12 protein-coding genes are annotated in these 17,603 nt (G+C 48.0%); 10 read left to right on the forward strand and 2 right to left on the reverse strand.

Annotated elements, in window-relative coordinates; all coding sequences use genetic code 11:
- Nucleotides 1–194 precede the first annotated feature (194 nt).
- From lptF to ACLR2L_RS07025, 7 genes are all read left to right on the forward strand, one after another.
- Nucleotides 195–1,295 (forward strand): LPS export ABC transporter permease LptF, encoded by a 1,101-nt coding sequence (lptF, locus tag ACLR2L_RS06995; protein WP_413366859.1) that lies wholly within the window; start codon nucleotides 195–197, stop codon nucleotides 1,293–1,295.
- 277 nt (nucleotides 1,296–1,572) lie between these two features.
- Entirely contained in the window at nucleotides 1,573–2,718 is a 1,146-nt protein-coding gene (locus ACLR2L_RS07000; protein WP_140959270.1) for a tyrosine-type recombinase/integrase, read from the forward strand.
- Entirely contained in the window at nucleotides 2,715–4,370 is a 1,656-nt protein-coding gene (locus ACLR2L_RS07005) for a hypothetical protein (protein ID WP_140959272.1), read from the forward strand. The genes ACLR2L_RS07000 and ACLR2L_RS07005 overlap by 4 nt, the downstream gene beginning before the upstream one ends.
- Nucleotides 4,367–6,232: a tyrosine-type recombinase/integrase gene (locus ACLR2L_RS07010; RefSeq protein WP_140959274.1), complete on the forward strand. Its 1,866-nt coding sequence runs from the start codon at nucleotides 4,367–4,369 to the stop codon at nucleotides 6,230–6,232. Before ACLR2L_RS07005 ends, ACLR2L_RS07010 begins: the two co-directional genes overlap by 4 nt.
- Nucleotides 6,219–6,644, forward strand: coding sequence for a TetR family transcriptional regulator (locus ACLR2L_RS07015; RefSeq protein ID WP_255439187.1), 426 nt, complete (start codon nucleotides 6,219–6,221; stop codon nucleotides 6,642–6,644). The genes ACLR2L_RS07010 and ACLR2L_RS07015 overlap by 14 nt, the downstream gene beginning before the upstream one ends.
- Before the next feature lie 381 nt (nucleotides 6,645–7,025).
- Nucleotides 7,026–7,631, forward strand: coding sequence for a tyrosine-type recombinase/integrase (locus ACLR2L_RS07020; RefSeq protein WP_140959351.1), 606 nt, complete (start codon nucleotides 7,026–7,028; stop codon nucleotides 7,629–7,631).
- Nucleotides 7,632–7,641: 10 nt separating this feature from the next.
- Nucleotides 7,642–8,136, forward strand: coding sequence for a hypothetical protein (locus ACLR2L_RS07025; protein WP_140959276.1), 495 nt, complete (start codon nucleotides 7,642–7,644; stop codon nucleotides 8,134–8,136).
- Between the two features lie 63 nt (nucleotides 8,137–8,199).
- On the opposite strand, the gene ACLR2L_RS07030 is transcribed toward ACLR2L_RS07025, so the two are convergent.
- Complete coding sequence (locus ACLR2L_RS07030; protein WP_140959278.1) at nucleotides 8,200–8,490, reverse strand: hypothetical protein; 291 nt, start codon at nucleotides 8,488–8,490, stop codon at nucleotides 8,200–8,202.
- 88 nt (nucleotides 8,491–8,578) lie between these two features.
- On the opposite strand from ACLR2L_RS07030, the gene ACLR2L_RS07035 reads away from it, so the two are divergent.
- From ACLR2L_RS07035 to ACLR2L_RS07045, 3 genes are all read left to right on the forward strand, one after another.
- Nucleotides 8,579–9,187: a hypothetical protein gene (locus tag ACLR2L_RS07035; RefSeq protein ID WP_413366863.1), complete on the forward strand. Its 609-nt coding sequence runs from the start codon at nucleotides 8,579–8,581 to the stop codon at nucleotides 9,185–9,187.
- Between the two features lie 250 nt (nucleotides 9,188–9,437).
- Nucleotides 9,438–16,394: a SpvB/TcaC N-terminal domain-containing protein gene (locus tag ACLR2L_RS07040; RefSeq protein ID WP_413366865.1), complete on the forward strand. Its 6,957-nt coding sequence runs from the start codon at nucleotides 9,438–9,440 to the stop codon at nucleotides 16,392–16,394.
- On the forward strand, nucleotides 16,394–16,657 hold the full coding sequence (locus ACLR2L_RS07045; RefSeq protein WP_140959299.1) for a YrhB domain-containing protein: 264 nt from the start codon (nucleotides 16,394–16,396) through the stop codon (nucleotides 16,655–16,657). Before ACLR2L_RS07040 ends, ACLR2L_RS07045 begins: the two co-directional genes overlap by 1 nt.
- Before the next feature lie 80 nt (nucleotides 16,658–16,737).
- Here the strand turns inward: ACLR2L_RS07045 and ACLR2L_RS07050 are convergent.
- The coding region (locus tag ACLR2L_RS07050) for a helix-turn-helix domain-containing protein (RefSeq protein ID WP_413366867.1) at nucleotides 16,738–17,603 on the reverse strand (866 nt) is incomplete at its 5' end.

Raw genomic sequence — 17,603 nt, forward strand, 5'->3', positions numbered from 1 at the left:
GCCGCGCTTATGGTTTAATACCGCAGCAAAATGTCTTACTGCGTAGGTGCTTTTATGTCGATTTTACAACATTCAGGCAATAGCACCTGCCGGAGCCAAGGGTTAGTTATACTGGCAAAACATGTAAAAATGGTAAGTTTACTCAAAATTATAGCTGCTTTCACTAAAATTCCGACTTTTAGCATAGGCCATAAATGCTGATATTCCGCTATTTACTTAAGGAAACGCTGAAGTCTCAGGTTGCCATTTTTCTTATACTAATGGCAATTTTTATTACCCTGCGATTTGTTAAAGTGCTAGGGGATGCGTCTGAGGGCGATATCCCTGCGGGTCTGGTGATAGGATTCCTTTCCCTGTATGCGCCGATTCTGGCATCGCTGGTTATCCCCATTAGTGCGTTCCTGGGCATTATGATGGCCTATGGGCGTTTATATGTAGACAGCGAAATGACCGTAATGCGCGCTTGTGGGATAAGCGAATGGTACGTCACCCGGGTAATGTTGTTCCTGTCTGTACTGATCATGATTTTTACTGGTTTTGTTACCCTTTATCTCGCTCCTACCGCCGCACAAAGCGAATTTAATCTTCGTGAGCAAGCCAAGGCAGAAGCGGGATTCAGCGCCATCATCCCTGGCCGATTCCAGGAAACGGGCAATCAGGAAGCTGTTATTTTCGTGCATGATGTTGGAAGTGATGGCTCACTTCAGAAAGTATTTCTGGCTCAGCAACAAGCCAACAATGAAGCGCAGGTGCGGGTTGTTTATGCACAGCAGGGCACCATTAACAAAGAGCCTGACGGTACCCGCCAACTTATTTTGAATGAGGGAAATCAGTACGAAGGCGAGCACCGCCGACGTGATTTCCGGGTTGTCAATTTTGACGAGTATCAGGTGCAAATTGACGATCCCGAGCAGCAGGTTACCCGCCGAAAAGTATCGGTAATGTCTACCTCTGAATTACTGCAGGACCCATCCATTGAAGCCATTGTTGAGCTACAGTGGCGGATTGCGATTCCGCTGTCGATTCCGTTTTTGGTACTGATTGCCGTGCCGCTTAGCGCAGTTGATCCGCGTCAGGGTAGGTTTGGAAAAATGTTCCCGGCTATTTTGTTGTACCTCGGTTATTTTATGTTGCTACTGGCCAGTCGCAGAGTACTGGAAGATGGCAAAATACCTATTCAGTTGGGACTCTGGTGGGTACACGGCATTATGTTCATGATTGGCGTTACCCTGCTCTCCCGCGACCGCAAATTCGGCACCACACTGCGCGCCTGGTTGTTGAGGAAGAAGGCATGAAATGTCCCCGTCAATATGCAACAAGCATATTGACTAATAGCCCTCCCCGTCTATACTGAATATATGTACAGTAATGTTATGTTTGTTATTGTTGTTGTTGTTGGGTTGTGTGTTTGTGGAGAATTAGTGTGTGTCTGTTTTGGTAGAAGTTGTGGGTAACTGCCTAAGCAGTTATCCATCAGCTTATACGAAACAGTCCACACGGTGAGCGAAGCGAAAATTCCCACAATCCACAACACTTGTTTTGTTTTTTTGGTTCTTTTTCTTTGGGTTAATCATGGTTCTCGTCACTAGCACAGAAGATTTCAAAATACGGGGAATAAGCTACCCTGATTTTCCCATTTTAGTCGACAAGGATGGCGAGATAGTCATGTATGCGGTGGAGTTTCTGGTCTATCACTGCTTGAAACGCGGCAGCGTGCAAAGCGTGCATAGCTGGAAGACATACGGACAGGACTTATATGATTTCTTTGGGTTCTGTGAAGGGAATAATATTGACTGGCGAGAGGTTCGCTGTCCCCAAGATGAAACCATACTGGCTGTTTATCGTGACGCATCAATGAAGTATTTTGGAGTGGCGGCCAGCACCATTAACCGACGTTTACGCTTTCTCATTAAGTTTTATCATTACGCTTATAACCATGGATGGGTGGATACGCTTCCTTATGAGCTTGAAGCGATCTTGGTGAGAAAGCCCAAAGGGTTCTTAGCCCATACCGACACATCGGGTGGTGTTAAAGCGCGCCCTGATATCATGCTTAAGCAAACGAGAACAAAACTTAAAGTCCTCAATGGTGAACAGGCGACACAATTACTAAGCGCTATTAAGAATAAGACGCTCAGGCTCATGGTGAGGCTAGGGTTGCTTACCGGACTGCGTAAAGCCGAAATCCTTAGCTTCCCATTGTCTTATGTGATTAATCCACAAAACCTGACTAATCGAAGCCACATCAAAGTATCGCTTAACCCTCAAGAGATGCAAATAAAGGGCAGCAACCCGCGCAATATTATGGTGCCTGTGAGCCTCATGTTCGATTTGTGGGATTACGCCCTTCACGAACGCCATCAATTACTTGACGATCAGGATAAACCAACTGACAGGCTGTTTGTGACGCGTGACGGGCAGGCATGGAGTCTGAAATCTAAATCATTTAACAACCAGCTTGAAGCGCTTAAATTTCCTTTTCCCGCTCACCCACACATTTTGAGGCACACATTCGCCACCAACACCTTAAGATGCTTGGAGGCACGTAAAAGCGAAGGGACATTCGGTGGTAATCCACTGATGACAGTGCAGTCACTGCTTGGTCATGCCAGCATTAATACCACCATGCAATACCTGCACTTCCTGCATGAGCTGGAAGATGATTTATCCACCGAATACCAACGTGAAATCGAAGCGTTATGCGAGGCCGTTACATGAGTAAAAAGCAGTTTAACGTCATTACTGACAATCAGAATGACGATGCTAAACGCCTCTTTGAATCAACGGGCATTAACACCGACAAGCATAGTGCAAGCACCGGTGTCGTCTCGATAACGCCGACCACCATGACCGTTCACTTTCCAGAAAATTCCTCTACTGTCAGAAGCTTCGACTTTGCGCCTTATTATGGACAAGGCTTTGATGCGATAACCACGATATGCCAGGCGACTATCGAGAAACTCATCCAGCAAAGTATCGATACCCAACAGGCCGTCATCGCCATCACATCGATAGTAAGCTATTGTCACTCCGGCCTTAAAACCTTCTTCGGGTTCTTAACGCTATGGCGTTCTGGTGCGAAACGTGATTTGCAGCCTGTCAATATCACACCTGAATTGATTGAAGAGTTCATCCATCACCTGAAAGCGTCGGAAATCGGATATACAAGCCAGAAAGCTTATTACACACACGCCAAGGCTGTACTGACTGAGTCGCACACACAGGGCTATTTACCGCACGCAGATATTAAGCACTTATTCCCGAAAAACCCCTTCCCCAATTCAAACCGTCAAACCAAAGGCCAAAGGCCCCTAACACAAGCAGAATCTAAGCAATTGGTCTCGGCCCTGAAAATGGAGATGTCACGCATTCTGGCAGGCAACGCGCCGCTGAATAACTTTGATTTAACGGTCTGTGTACTGGGTATCGGTATGGTCACAGGGATGAATCCCATACCTGTATTATCGTTGCCGACAGACTGCATCCAGCCACACCCACTGAAACAAAATTTGCGATTGCTCGTGGCCTTCAAACGCCGAGGCAATGCCACGCAAGTGGTGTCACTTCGCCAGTCGCAGGACATCTCATTACTTCGCAGCGTTAAGCTCAATGCTGCCAATACCATTGAGATGATTATTGAGCGCAACGCTGTCCTTCGTCAGCAATACCAAGACCCAATGCAGTTGTTGGTGTATCAATCTAAAGCAAACGCAACCAAAGGCGCCATCACGGCGTTGACCAAAAATAATTTGATGCGCAATATCAACACCCTGATTGAAAAGCATCAATTGACCGATGACGACGGCAAACCGATGCGCCTCAACATGATGCGGCTGCGCAAAACCTTCGTGAATCGTATCTGGGAGTTATCAGGGCAGGACCCGCTCATTGCAGCACGCTATGGCAAGCACTCCCCTGAAACCAGCCAGCGGGATTACATGGTCGCTCCACCCGAGGCGGAAACGAACATGCGCTTTATCGGTGAGGCGCGCATTGAAGAGTTGCGTGTCAGCTATGGCCCCAAAGAGAATACCCCGATATCTGGCTGCAAAGACAGTAAATACGGGCATCGCGCCCCCAAAGACGGTTCAGTGTGCACAGAAACGTTGGATTGCTTTCGCTGCAAGAGCTTTGTGGTCACCGAAGAGGATTTATACCGCCTGTTCAGCTTTTACTGGGCGGCAGTCAGGGAGCGTGACAGCTTCGGTATCAAGAACTGGAACAAATACCTTCGCCATATCATTCGCATCATTGACGAAGACATCGCTCCACAGTTTGATGGCGAAAAAGTGACGGCGGCGCGGGAAAAAGCCAAAACAACACCCCATCCCTTCTGGCGCGATTTAACGATGGTGAGGATGGCACGATGAGCATTCAACCGTATCCCAATCAGGTCAGTCAAGAGGTTATCTTTGCCGATAAGCAACGCCTCAGAGATGACTTGCGTACCCGCCATGGACTGCATGGTGTTATCACCTATTTAAAGCTTGATTATGGTCAGTACCATGTACTCTCGCGGTATGAGCAGGATAAGTGGACACTGCCAGGGCATTGGTTCCCAAGTGCGGAACGTGAAGGCCAAAAAACACTTAACTTCGGACGCATCAACATCCCTGCCTTGCGTGATGCAGCCAAAGTCGTGATGGCGCGGCTATTATGGGGCGATGACGCGAAAAGCGGCAAGCGACGAGGGAGTACACTTAAGGATAAATTCAATAGTATTACCCCATGGCTTAACTTTCTACCATCACTCGGCGTCACTGAGCTATCTGCGGTTACGCCACTTGTTGCCATGCAGTATGTCACGCATGTGAAATCCTTGATATCCAATCACGGTAGACGCAAAGGTAAGCCTCTTGCGCTTACCACAATATGTTCTCGATTCTTGGCAGTGGAGGCGTGCTACCAACAGCTTCGTGAAACCCAATACGGTTTTGCGCATCCGTGGCCGGAATCCAGCGCTGTCGCGTTATCGGGATATAAGAGCCATGACAAAGCCAAAACCGAGATTATTCCCGATGAGGTATTGGCACCGCTGTTTCAATACGGCGAATCGAAGTTAAACCGTGCACCAGAATTATTGCGTTTACAGGGGCTCCTGTCAGATTTTGTGCCGACCAACACGCTTCAGCGCACCCAATACCTTAAACAGCACGGCTGGGCGTCAGGCGCGAAAGCGTTCAACCAAAACATAACCGCACTGCGAGATAGCTGTCTGTTTATCATCCTGATGACCACAGGTATTCGTGTGCATGAGCTGTGCAATCTTATGCGGGGCAACTGGTACTCTGAGGTCAGAGACGGTGAGCGGTTTTACTTTTTAGGCTCTAGGTCAGAAAAAACCGATGCAGGCAACACCCATTGGTTATGCCCTGAAATCACCATTGAGGCATTAAGAGTGTTAAGCGACCTGATGTTGCCGATGCAGCAACTGCTTGAACAGCAGCTTGATGCGGCGCAACAGGTAGGTGATGCGCAGGAAGTAGCAAGGTTAACGCGCCGCTCTAACTCTGTCGTGCTTGGCAAGGCTCCGCGACAAAACAACAAAATCGATGTGCTCAGTAGTACTTCCATCAATGACCGCCTACAGAAACTCGCGGATTCGCTTGGGCTTGATATCAAGCTTGCCTCGCACCGATTCAGGCGGACCTTTGCCAGTTACGTGGTGCATCATAAATTAGGGGATTTACGCTATCTGCGTGACCACTTTAAGCACTGGAGTCTGGAAATGACGGTGCTATATGCCATGAATGAGCAGCAGGACTTAGAACTGTACGATGAGATATATGCCGCCTTCGATGATGAACGTCAGGGAATAATCGGGCACTGGCTGGAGCCGGATACGCCGCTGTCAGGTGGGCTTGCCAATCAGATACGCAACCTGCGGGACAAGGCGACGCCAACACGAACCTATCAGTCTCGTGCAAACATGATCCGCCATATCTCAGAGCAGATCTACCTTCGCTCCACGGGTCTGGCATGGTGTACCAACGATGATGGCTCCTGCGCAGGCGGGCGCTGTGAAGAATGCGAGCACGGTGTTATTGATGACAAGAAGCAGGCCTTCTGGGAAGGTGTCTACGCACAGCAGATTGAACTTAAGCAGATTGAAGGCTTGGGTGAGTCAGGTCAGCGCACCGTCGACAAAGCCATCATGCGCTGCGAAAAAGTGCTGATGGACCTTGGTGCAGATATCGATGCCATAAAAAAGCGAGCGAATGCCAATGATTAAATCAAGACCTCGAAACCGCGAGAAGACCCACGACAGAATACGCATGGCGATTGTCAGGCTTGAGCAAGGCCGACCTAATGTCGTCAAGCCGGAGCGCAAGATGTCCGTTGCCGCCGTCGCAGAAGAGGCCGGTGTCAGTCGCACGCTTATTATGAATCAATATCCCGATTTGCTTGAGCGTATTCGTGGCGGTGCTAACAAACATATCCAAAAGCAACGTGACGAGAAGCATGAAGCGCTTAGAAAAGAGCGAGAAAAGAATCGAGAGCTAAGAAGTACGCTGGCTGACGTGATGCAAAAATACCAAGTAATGGTATCTAGAAACACAACGCTTGAACTGGAAAATCGACGGTTAACAGGCATTGTAGAGAATGAAAATGTGACAGTATTTAGAGGAAAAATTAAAAACTGAAGTGCAGCCAATACCGACCCATAGCTGCTCTATCGGCTGATTTTGACGTAGTGCTTTGTGCTATTGACGGATCGTCAGAAGCTTGTAGCTGAACGATCACTTCGTACGTATGGCTGCCGTTGGCTCTTTGCAATTTTGACGGCAGCTATGAGCGAATAGCGGCCGTCAACAACATCATGCACTCATGACCGCTTATCACTCCATAACGGACTTTTAACGTGCGTCGACGGCTATTGCTAGCCGGTATTTGCTCACATATAGAATGTGCGATGCGTCATATCGCTCGTGTGAGTAATACATCCGATGTGTTGGTCTTCGTCTTTTATTCTCGCCAATATACGCTATACCTTTATGTTACTCATTGCCCGTGAGGAACAAATGATGAACAAGCCTGTACCGTGGAATAAGGGGAAAAGTATTGGCCCCAAATTACCATTAAAACCGTCCGAGATTTGGAATATCCGTGCACGATTATCGCTTTCGGGAAAGCGGAGGGATTTAGCTCTGTTTAACCTGGCCATTGACTCTAAACTGCGAGGTTGTGAGCTGGTGAAGCTTCGGGTGTCAGATGTTAGTCGGGGAGGGACGGTCTTTTCTCGAGCCAGTGTGGTTCAACAAAAGACCGGTAGTTCGGTTGTGTTTGAGATCACAGACATCACCAAGACTGCCCTACTTGACTGGTTTGACAGCACGCATCCTGCATTCGGTGACTTTATATTCAAATCACGCACCAAGCCAGACGGTCATTTGAGCACAAAACAATATGATCGGCTGGTACACGAATGGGTGAAAAGCATCGGGTTGGACGATTCACGCTATGGCACGCATTCGCTTCGCCGAACCAAAGTGTCCATTCTTTACCGCCGTGATAAAAATCTTCGAGCAATTCAACTGTTGCTCGGTCATAAGAAAATTGAAAGTACGGTGCGGTATCTGGGGATAGATGTGGAAGACGCACTGGAAGCCTCTGCGCATCTCGATATTTAGGTTGTCACCAATGCCTCAGATTGACGCTCACGAACTCTCAGTGTTTATTGCGCATCGACTTGATGAGCAAACGCCTCAAACCGTACCGTCGCTCACGGCGGGATTCATTGAGGAAATGGCTCCCAATGTGAAAAACGATAAAAATGCCAAGCAACTTGTATATCGTCAGCTCCGGCGTTTAGTGAGAAATGCAGAAGCGAGAATGGAGAGGCAGCACGGCAGGCAACCTTATCTGTTCTACAAAGCGCTGTTATCAACGCCTCAGCCAGCGGTTACCACCTCCGGCGAGACTGCGAGTGTGTTATCAGCGAATATCGAATCTTATCTGGCTGAACTTGAGGAGACCTTAGCAGGGCTTGAAGGACAAGCGCATGCGTATACTTTTTTGGTCACAAAAGGCGCTGAGGTGGAACGTGAACAACGGGGCGTTCATTTAACGCGGATTTCACTACAAGCAGAGATTGAGGTGCTCAAAAGGTATTTGAATGGGGGCAATGTTACCTGAATAGCCAAGAGTTTTCCGTCCCCCGTTAAGGTCTTTATTTGGTCTCGCACGAGTTCAACGTGCTTATTGTGACAATAGTTGTTCGCTCATTGTTTTTAGTGCAGATTGCAACTGTGAAAAATCTTCTATCGCCATATTTGATTGCAGCGCAATACGTTCACTTTGACAGACCGCGTCAAATAAAAACGGACTATTAGCTGCTTTGGCCTCGGCAACAGACATTTTGATACACGTTTTAAATTGATTAAACAAATCTACTTGCGCTGAAGGTTTGGTTTCTGATGCAAATACTTCTGCACGAGGCAATAAAACCGATCCTAAACCGAAAAAACAAACAAAAACCGCTTTTTTCATAACATCCCTATTACTATATGTTGACAACTTTCGTGAGAGCTTATAATTTTCCGGAAAAAATACAATATTATTTTTCAAGGATGAATTGATGGTTGCCTCAAACGCTGCCCGCTTATGGCTTTTTGCCTGTTTATTATTGTTCGTTCTGCCTACACATGCCGCGTCATTTAGTAGCACTCCCACCCGGGCGGACATGGCCGATGGTACGTTTAACTTAACGTGGTCAACCGGTGCCGGTGAGATGGCGCCTTATTACCTTTATCAAAAGAACGGCAGCGGAAGTGATGTACTCATCTATCAGGGTTCCAATAAAACATACACGGTAACCAGCGTAGCAGAGGGCACTTATACCTATACGTTATGGGTACATAAGATGTCATTTACCAATCCGATGGAGCCGGATTTGGTGCTCACTAAAGGGCCGACACTTACGTTGACAGTAGATAGATTGGATGTCCCACCCAAAATGTCGACGCCCAGTGCCCCGACCACGGATAGTGACAGGACGTTTTCGATAAGCTGGGCTGCCAGCACCGGCGAAGATGTTACCAAGTATCAATTGCAAGGGCGGATATCAACGACTTCTACCTGGTCATCACTCTATTCAGGTAGCAGCCGTTCACTGACATATACGGCACCTTCTGATGGTACATATTACTTCCAGGTGAGAGCGTATAACGATCGCGGTTGGGGGTAGCTATTCCAATTCTGATACGACAATCGTCGCACAGGTACCGGGCACACCAGCTAGCATCTCTGTTCCTTCAACCGATTACGATGGCGGAGTTAGCATCAGTTGGGGGGCCTCGACAGGCACGGTTGATAAATACCAGCTTGAGCAGCAAACCAACGGCGGGGCGTGGGTTGCCGTTTATGAAGGAACAGCTACGAGTAAAGCACTGACTTTGGGTACGGGTAGCTACGCATTCAGGGTAAGGGCATGTAATGTGGAATCCACGTTCAATAGCTGCTCCGCCTTTAAAACCTCGGGCTCACTGACAGTTGTATTAACGCCGTCGGTACCTCAAATTAATAGTATTCCGACGGGCAACGTCACGGATAGCTTCTCGATTGGCTGGACCGCTTCGAGTAACGTGACGCGTTATGAACTTCAACATAGTCCCAATAATAGTACCTGGACAACTATTTATTCTGGTACAAGCCGCTCACAAACTGTCAGCTATAGCGATGGTCAGCATTATTTCCGAGTGCGAGCTTGTCATGTTTACAATGGTGTAACGCAATGCTCTGGCTATGGCAGTACAAAATCGGTCACCGTGGTGTTACCGTCATGGGCTGCAAAAAATGGCAGCATTTCAGCGGGCTCGTTCACGAATGTCACGATGAGCGCCAGCGACAATCAATTATTACCGCTAAAAAGTGGCGGTGGTGTGTCTGGCGGCGCTGCCAGTTATAGTATTCCTATCATTGTGCCACCAGGTCGAAATGGGATGCAGCCGTCAATTAGCTTGTCCTATTCGTCAAAGCAAGGCTCCGGCATTGCCGGTGTGGGTTGGTCAATGAATGCCGCAGGGGCTATTTCTCGGTGCCCTGCGACTATTGCGCAGGATGGCTATTCGGGGGCAGTAACCTTCAATTATCAAAGCGATAAGTTGTGTTTGAATGGTGAGCGGCTGATATTAACCAGTGGGACATATGGTTATGCCAATGCCGAATATCGCACAGAAATGGACAGTTTTGTTTCGGTGAAGCAATACACATCCAATATGGATAGCGCGTCGGCCTATTTTGTGGTCACCCATCAAAATGGCGCACAGGAATATTACGGCAATACGTCAAATAGCCGCACCATCCTCGACGGCCATAGCAAACCCTACCAATGGTTATTATCAAGAACCACAGATGCCAGTGCGAATAATAATGTTTATTACGAGTATGTGAGTTTTGGTAAGGCGGAGATGCTGCTTAGTCAGATTTGCTATTCTGATTCGTGTGCAACCACGAATGTGCGTCGCGTAGAATTTGAATATGAAGCCAGTGGCAAACCGAGAACCACTTATGTACAAGGTGGCGCTCAGCGCAGTACGCAAATTCTTGATAAAATTACGACGTTTGTCGGAACCAGCCGTGTTGTTGAGTATGATTTAACGTATCAATATAGCGCGGCAAACGGCCAGCCATTGCTCGCCGAAGTGAAAGCCTGTGATGCCAACAATTACAGTCAGTGTTTTGCGCCCGTTTCGATGGAGTGGGATGACAATCCGCTGACGTATGAGTTGGAAAAGCTGGACTTTGGAAATAGCCAGTCGCCCGACATTATGAAATCGCAACCCTACGCTGATATCAACCGTGATGGTGTGAGGGATTGGCCTTCAGCGAATGGTGGAACGACATTTGTTGATGCTGAAGGGACGGTAACGGGAACAGCAGGTTATCAATTGGATAGCTGTTACCAGGCGTCCTGGCAGGTGACAACCTGTTTGTATGGCGATTTTAACCTCGATGGTCGTACTGATAGCTGGAGAAAAACCAGCAACACCATTCAAGTAGCGTTAACCAATGAGTCTACCGGGCGTGGTGGTTGGATAAACACTGGTATCTCGGTGCCGAATTCTTCTTATGTTACCGATGCTAACGTGAAGGACATTAATGATTACAACGGTGATGCCTGGCCCGATTTGGCGGTTATGCATAACAATGGTGACATTAAGCTGTATTTCCACACAACGAATCCATCAGCCCCCTACACGGTTGGAAATAGTGTCCATGTCGCGTCCTTAGCGAAAGAGACGCCCACCACCATCACGTACCTGACAGAAACGGTCAGTTTCCCGGGCGATATGGATGGTAACGGGTTGCCGGATATCGTGTTTAGTACATCCTATGATAGCGCCAGAGAAACCTCGCTGCCGGTACCTCTCCCAAAAACAGTCTATTACTCACACAGTAATAATGGCGCGTATACCAAAACAAGTGGCTCACTCCCCAATCCGTATTCAGGTGAGAATTTTTATTACTTCACCATGTTCTTTGACATCAACAGTGATGGCCTACCAGACATGTTGGCGTGGGATACGAGCTATACTAACCCTGAACTGGTGGTCTACATCAACAAAGGTGCCAATAGCTGGTCGTCAAAAATTGACCTCAGCATCGGGATGGCGCTGGCGTTCACATCACAAAATTACCTGAATGGGGCTCAAGAACCTGAGCCAATGTATTCTCCACGCTATCTCAGTAGTTTGCGCGTAATGGATATTGATGCGGATGGCAAAGCCGAGTTACTTGTGCCAAAAACTAACATTGCCAAAGGCTGCCGGCCATTCAATGACAGTGGGAGTTGGCAAACTAAGTGCGGCAATGACCTGTATGGCACCTATGCACAGTCACAACTTGAAGCCCACGCGCTGGGTGCAATGCCAGCATCACAGTTGGATGATGGTTTGTATACCTTTGAAGCGATTACGTTTGAAGAGCACACAGATGGTACGTTCACGGCCAGCATTATCAGCACCCCCTTTATTGGCTCTGCCACCCAGACTACGGTTGTGGATTCGCGAGGCAAAGGCCTGAATGACTTTATTTTCAGCTATGGCCCGCGAATAGATGCTAACACCTGCACTATCCCTAATGGGTGTATCATCCAGTCGATAAATAGCGGCTATGACATGTCTGGTTACAACGGAGATTATGGCGTATACGGCTATATCAACTACGGAGCGGGCACAGCCAATAACGATGGCTCAGGCTATGCACCAGTAAATATGCTGAGAGGTGTGACTAATGCAACGGGCGTGAGCTATCGCTGGGAGTACTTGCCACTGACCTCTTCGCAGATGGACAGCACCCTTGCTTCCATGGGCGTAGATGCGTTTTACCAACGCAACAACACAAAGCCAAGTGGCGCGTATTTGTATTTTGCTTCCAGTATGTACAATGTGGCGCGCATGGAAGTCACTAATGGTGTGGGCAGCGTTAACGACACCTATTATGCCTATGAAAATGCGGTGTATAACGTGGAGGGGCGTGGATTCCAGGGCTTTACCACCATTCACACGCTTGATGTGGCAAACAATGTGAGAAGTGAGGCTGCATTTAATGTGGCTTTCCCACTAACGGGTAGAATAAAAGACGTCACTGATTATGTGATTGGTTATAGTAATCCGATTAAATTCCAAGAAAATGAATGGGCTCGAAACACCGCTCACCAAAGTCTGTTTGGTAGCGAGGTGTACCACTACTATCTGAAGAAGTCGACAGCTAAACAATACCATGTCGATACTAATGCCGTTAGCAGCACCCTCGCGACCACGGTGACAAATGAAGTAACAAGTATCACCGCGTACGGAAATGTGTCAGCAAGTTACAAGTTAACCAGCAGTGAGTTTGGTCAGTATAAGGTGAGTCAATCTGTTGCCTGGGCAGAAACATCAGCTTGCCAAAATCGATTTGATAGTACGCAAACGACATATGAAAAAGTCACTGGGCGCGCCAGTAACGATCCTTACACATCAGGGGATTACGATAAGCAGCGCGCGGTCACACAAACCGTCACCAGTTGGAATGATTCCCATTGTAAACCGAATACCATCACGAGTACCGGTACTGACGTTGAGTATGGCCAAACCGTGACAACCGCCTTCAATAGTTATGGTCTGCCGAGCTCCATTACTAAGTCAGGCTCTGTTCGCAGCAACAATGCCTGGCAGAGTCAATCCCGTACCATTTCATTCACGTATACGGAAAACGGGACAACGGCCGCGAATAATGGCTATTTTGTTCTGACTACTAATAACGGAAAGTGGACCGAGGAATCGCAATACTCTCCCGCTTTTGGTCAGGTGACGCGCCACAAAGATGGCAATAATGTGTACCAGTACACCCAGTATACCGGGTTAGGGTTGGTTGATTACACCTATACCCAATCGGGCTCGACCACCTTGCCGCGCACCTATACGCGCCATTACGAACCAGACAGCGATGCACCAAGTCACGCGGTAGTTATGTCTATCACGCGCACTGCGGGCATGCCGGATAGCAAGGTGTACACAGACCAGCTTGGACGGGAAGTTAAATCCAGTATGGCCGGCTTTGCTGCCGGTGACTGGTACTCAACGGTAACGGAATATGATGAGCGAGGACGCAAAACTTTCGTCAGCCAGCCATTTAAAAATAACGGTAACCAGTATGGCGAGCGGTTTGAGTACAATGATATTTTAGGTCGCGCTACCGAGCGCAGTGTCGACCAACCACTGAACAACGATTTGTTCGTAACTTACGATTACAACGGATTTACCACCAACATTACGGCCGGCGGATTAGTCATGAGCCGCACGCATGGACCTGGCGGGCTGCTGATGTCTACCGAAGATGCCCTCGGCGGCGTTACTCGCTATAGCTACACCAGTGCGGGTTGGCCAATCATTATTCAGGATGCAGCGAACGCTAAAATCTTTGCCACCATGGATGCGCTGGGCAATAAGCTCAAGGTGGAGGACCCGAACCAGGGTGTGACTGAATTTGAATACAACGCCTTTGGTGAACTTGCCTTGCAGAAGGATGCCAACAATGACATTGTGACGTTTGAATACGATACGTTAGGCCGTATTCTCACCCGGCGCACAACAGATAGCAGCTACACCAACTCAACGGCCACCTGGACCTGGGATACCCTTAAAAAGGGCCTGCCCACACAAGAAGTAGAGCACGGTGCTACCCGCAGTTACACCTACGACAGCTTTGCACGACCACAAACCGTCACGGTAGCCATTGATAGTTCGTCTCTCACGAAGACCCATTTCTATGATGCTTATGGACGTCCACAAGGTTTGGCCTATCCCAATGGGTTGGTTGTGAAATATGATTACAACGCCCAGGGCTATCTCACACATGAAAAGAATGCCAATAGCGGCTATGTGTATCGTCAGATTAACGCCATGGATGCCTTTGGTAACATCACAGGCGCCACGCTCACCGACAGTGTCGGGGTGAACTATACAGCGGCGTACTACCAGCAAAACGGCTCTATGATGCACGTCATTGCAAGTAAAGGCAGCCATCTCCATTACCTTGAATACAGCGATTTTGACAATTTCGGCAACCTTAAAACCGTATCTGACCATGTGAATAATACGGTCGAAACCTATGCCTACGACGACTTACATCGCTTAACCGGCAATACGGTGAAGTGGAATGGCACAACAGTGCAAAACAACACGTATCAGTACAACGCTACCGGTAACCTGTTGAAGAAATCGGACTACGCCAATACCTACCGCTACGGTGATGCAACGAAAAGCCTGGGCGGCAATGCAGGGCCAAGTGCGGTACGCCAGGTGGTTAAGCTAAACAACACAACCGTAAACTTTAGCTATGACGCAAAAGGCAACCTGCTATCGGGAGATGGCCTCACCACCCAGTACACGGTGCACAATAAGCCGCGTACGCTTTCTCGCAGCGGCAACCAATATACGTTCACGTATGGCGCAGACACCAGCCGGGTGAAACAAGTGAAATCCGAAGGCGGAGTATCCACTACCACCTACTACCTGGATAAAGACTATGAGGCCGACAGTTCAGGCCATTGGCGAGCGTACATCGGCGATGTGGCACTAATCAGCTATGATGGTGACACCAAGCATACGATTAACTTTGGACACCGGGACCGACTAGGCAGTGCTACTACCTTTACCGACCATAACGGGGCAATTACTAATCGTCGCGGCTATGACCCATTCGGTCGGCCTCGCGGCAGCACCGGCAGCACACTCACGCCATCAACACAAACAAACGGTGACCAAAGTGCAACCAGTAACTTTGATAAACGCGACAAGCGCGGGTTTACAGGGCATGAGCATGTAGATGGTGCACAAGTCATCCATATGAACGGGCGGGTGTACGATTATAACCTTGGGCGGTTTATGTCGGTAGATCCGTTTGTGCACGGTGGGTCACAGGGTATCAACCCGTACTCCTACATTATGAACAACCCGTTGGCGGGTACAGATCCGAGTGGATATGAGCCAGAAGTCGCAACAAAAGAGATGATGATTGCAGCAACGGGAAGTAACGTTAAGCACAAAGTTACGGCCACCGCTACCAAAAATGAAGATGGCTCAGCCACTGTTACCTTTACGGGGAAAAACGCCAATGCAGTTAAAAGTGCAAAAATGGCGGCAACCGATGCATTAACGAATAAAAAGTTTGATGTGAAAGATTTGGGTTCTCCACAGCAAATTTCTCAAATTGATGATGTAAAGGTGAGAAATGGAGAAAGGGATGGTGGTACCAGTGGAGGGTTGAGTAGCGACCAACTTAGTAAAATTTACTCTGATACAGCCTCAACAATTGCCAATGGTGCCGCTGCAACTTTTGGTAATTTAATACCAGATATGGTTAATGGCATAGCGGGCTGGACCGAACAGTTCCTGCATCAGGATTCGGGCTCGTTTGGAAGAATGGAGCCATGGATAGATGTAGATAACGAAGTTGCTCAAGGTGTAGCAAATGACTTTAGGAAGATTCTAGCAGTTGGCACCGCTATGGTTCCTGTCATGCGAACCAGCACAAGTGCGGGAAGTATCCAGAGGGTTAACCCCCTTAACGGAAACAAAAATTGTGTAAACTGCGTAGTGGCAACTGATGCGACTTTAGCTGGAAATTCCGCATCTGCACTCGGGGGAGGCCCATTCCCAATCAAGGTTCTTCAGAAGTATTATGGTGGCACGTTCACCTCTCCCACAAGTATCAGCCGAATCATTGCAATAATGGATAATGCAGGAAGTGGGGCAAGAGGAATTGTGTTTGGTTCGCGTGGCAATCAAGTTGGCCATGTATTTAATGTGGTAAATCAAAAGGGTACTATAAGGTTTCTGGATGGACAAACCGGTAAAGCAGCAACCCTCACAGGATATGATAGCTTTAGATTATTGAGGACAAACTGATGAAAATTAATGCTGAAAGAGCATTTAAGATATTAGGTGATGAGCTTGACAAGCTTTCCAAAGAGTCAGGGTGTGAACTAGGCGTTATTTATGAGGATACAATCCAAACGAAAGATGGCTGGATTTTCTTTTACAACTCATCAGAATTTTTGATTACAGGCGACCCTATGGATTCCCTGGCTGGAAATGGTCCTGTTTTTATTTCTAGAGAGGGTGATGTTAAAGTGCTCGACTCAGGCAGAGACTGGGAAGAGCAATTGTGAGTTAGGTTAATTTGTACTAGTGTGATTACCAAGGGATACTGACGGTATAAGTACCAAGCGATCTTGACGTAATCACACTATCAATGTTGCCGAGCTTCGGCAAGCTTTGCCAGCCGTAACGCAGTGGTATTCATGTTTTCCCTCAGCCAGATATTGCGAACGCCGCTAGCGTGTATGTCGACGTTTCTTTCAGATTTGAGCAGCCGTGACACCTTGGATTGTCCTAGATGTGGGTTAGCCAGGGAGAATTCGATGACGACTTCCTCAATGGCTCTGTCGGTACGATTTTTGTGATGAAGATCCGGCGTTTCCTGACGTTTTAACGATTCGATTCCACCTTGTTTTATCAGTTTACGATGGCGGTAAATCGTATCGCGGGAGACGCCACTAAGCCGGAATGCTTCTGCCACATTTCCAAGCCTGTCAGCCAACGCTAATACCTCAAGCTTCTTCTGGATCTCATTGTCTTCCGAGGACAATTTCTCAGGCTCAGTGACTTCTGTTACTTGTAGCTTTCGTCCGGCGAAGTAAGCTTCAAACCGCTCATATTTACCAGTACGAATTTCAATTTTCTGGTTTGCGATTGAATGCTTAAGCGGTGAGTCGATGAAGTAGAGTTTTCCCCTGTAGCTAAACGTATGGTCGTTACGGATCTTCCGGTAAACCTTAGTGACACAGATGTCATCAAGGTTGGTGTAGCGTGGTACAGGCGTATATTCGTTGTCTGATATTTTTGATTTTACAACCAGATTTTTACGCCAGAACTGGGGAATAAAGACGTGTTGGAGGTAGCTATTTGCGCCCGTCATGTCAGTAATCTTATTGAGTCGTAACTCCGGTATCAACCTGTCTTGCAAGGTATCGAAGGCGCGTTCAATCCTGCCTTTCCCCTGAGGAGAACTGGCGAAGATGATTTCAATCCCCAACTCCTCACAGGCCCGTTGCA

The organism is Alteromonas sp. AMM-1 (assembly GCF_047290655.1).
Taxonomy (GTDB): Bacteria; Pseudomonadota; Gammaproteobacteria; order Enterobacterales; family Alteromonadaceae; genus Alteromonas; species Alteromonas mangrovi.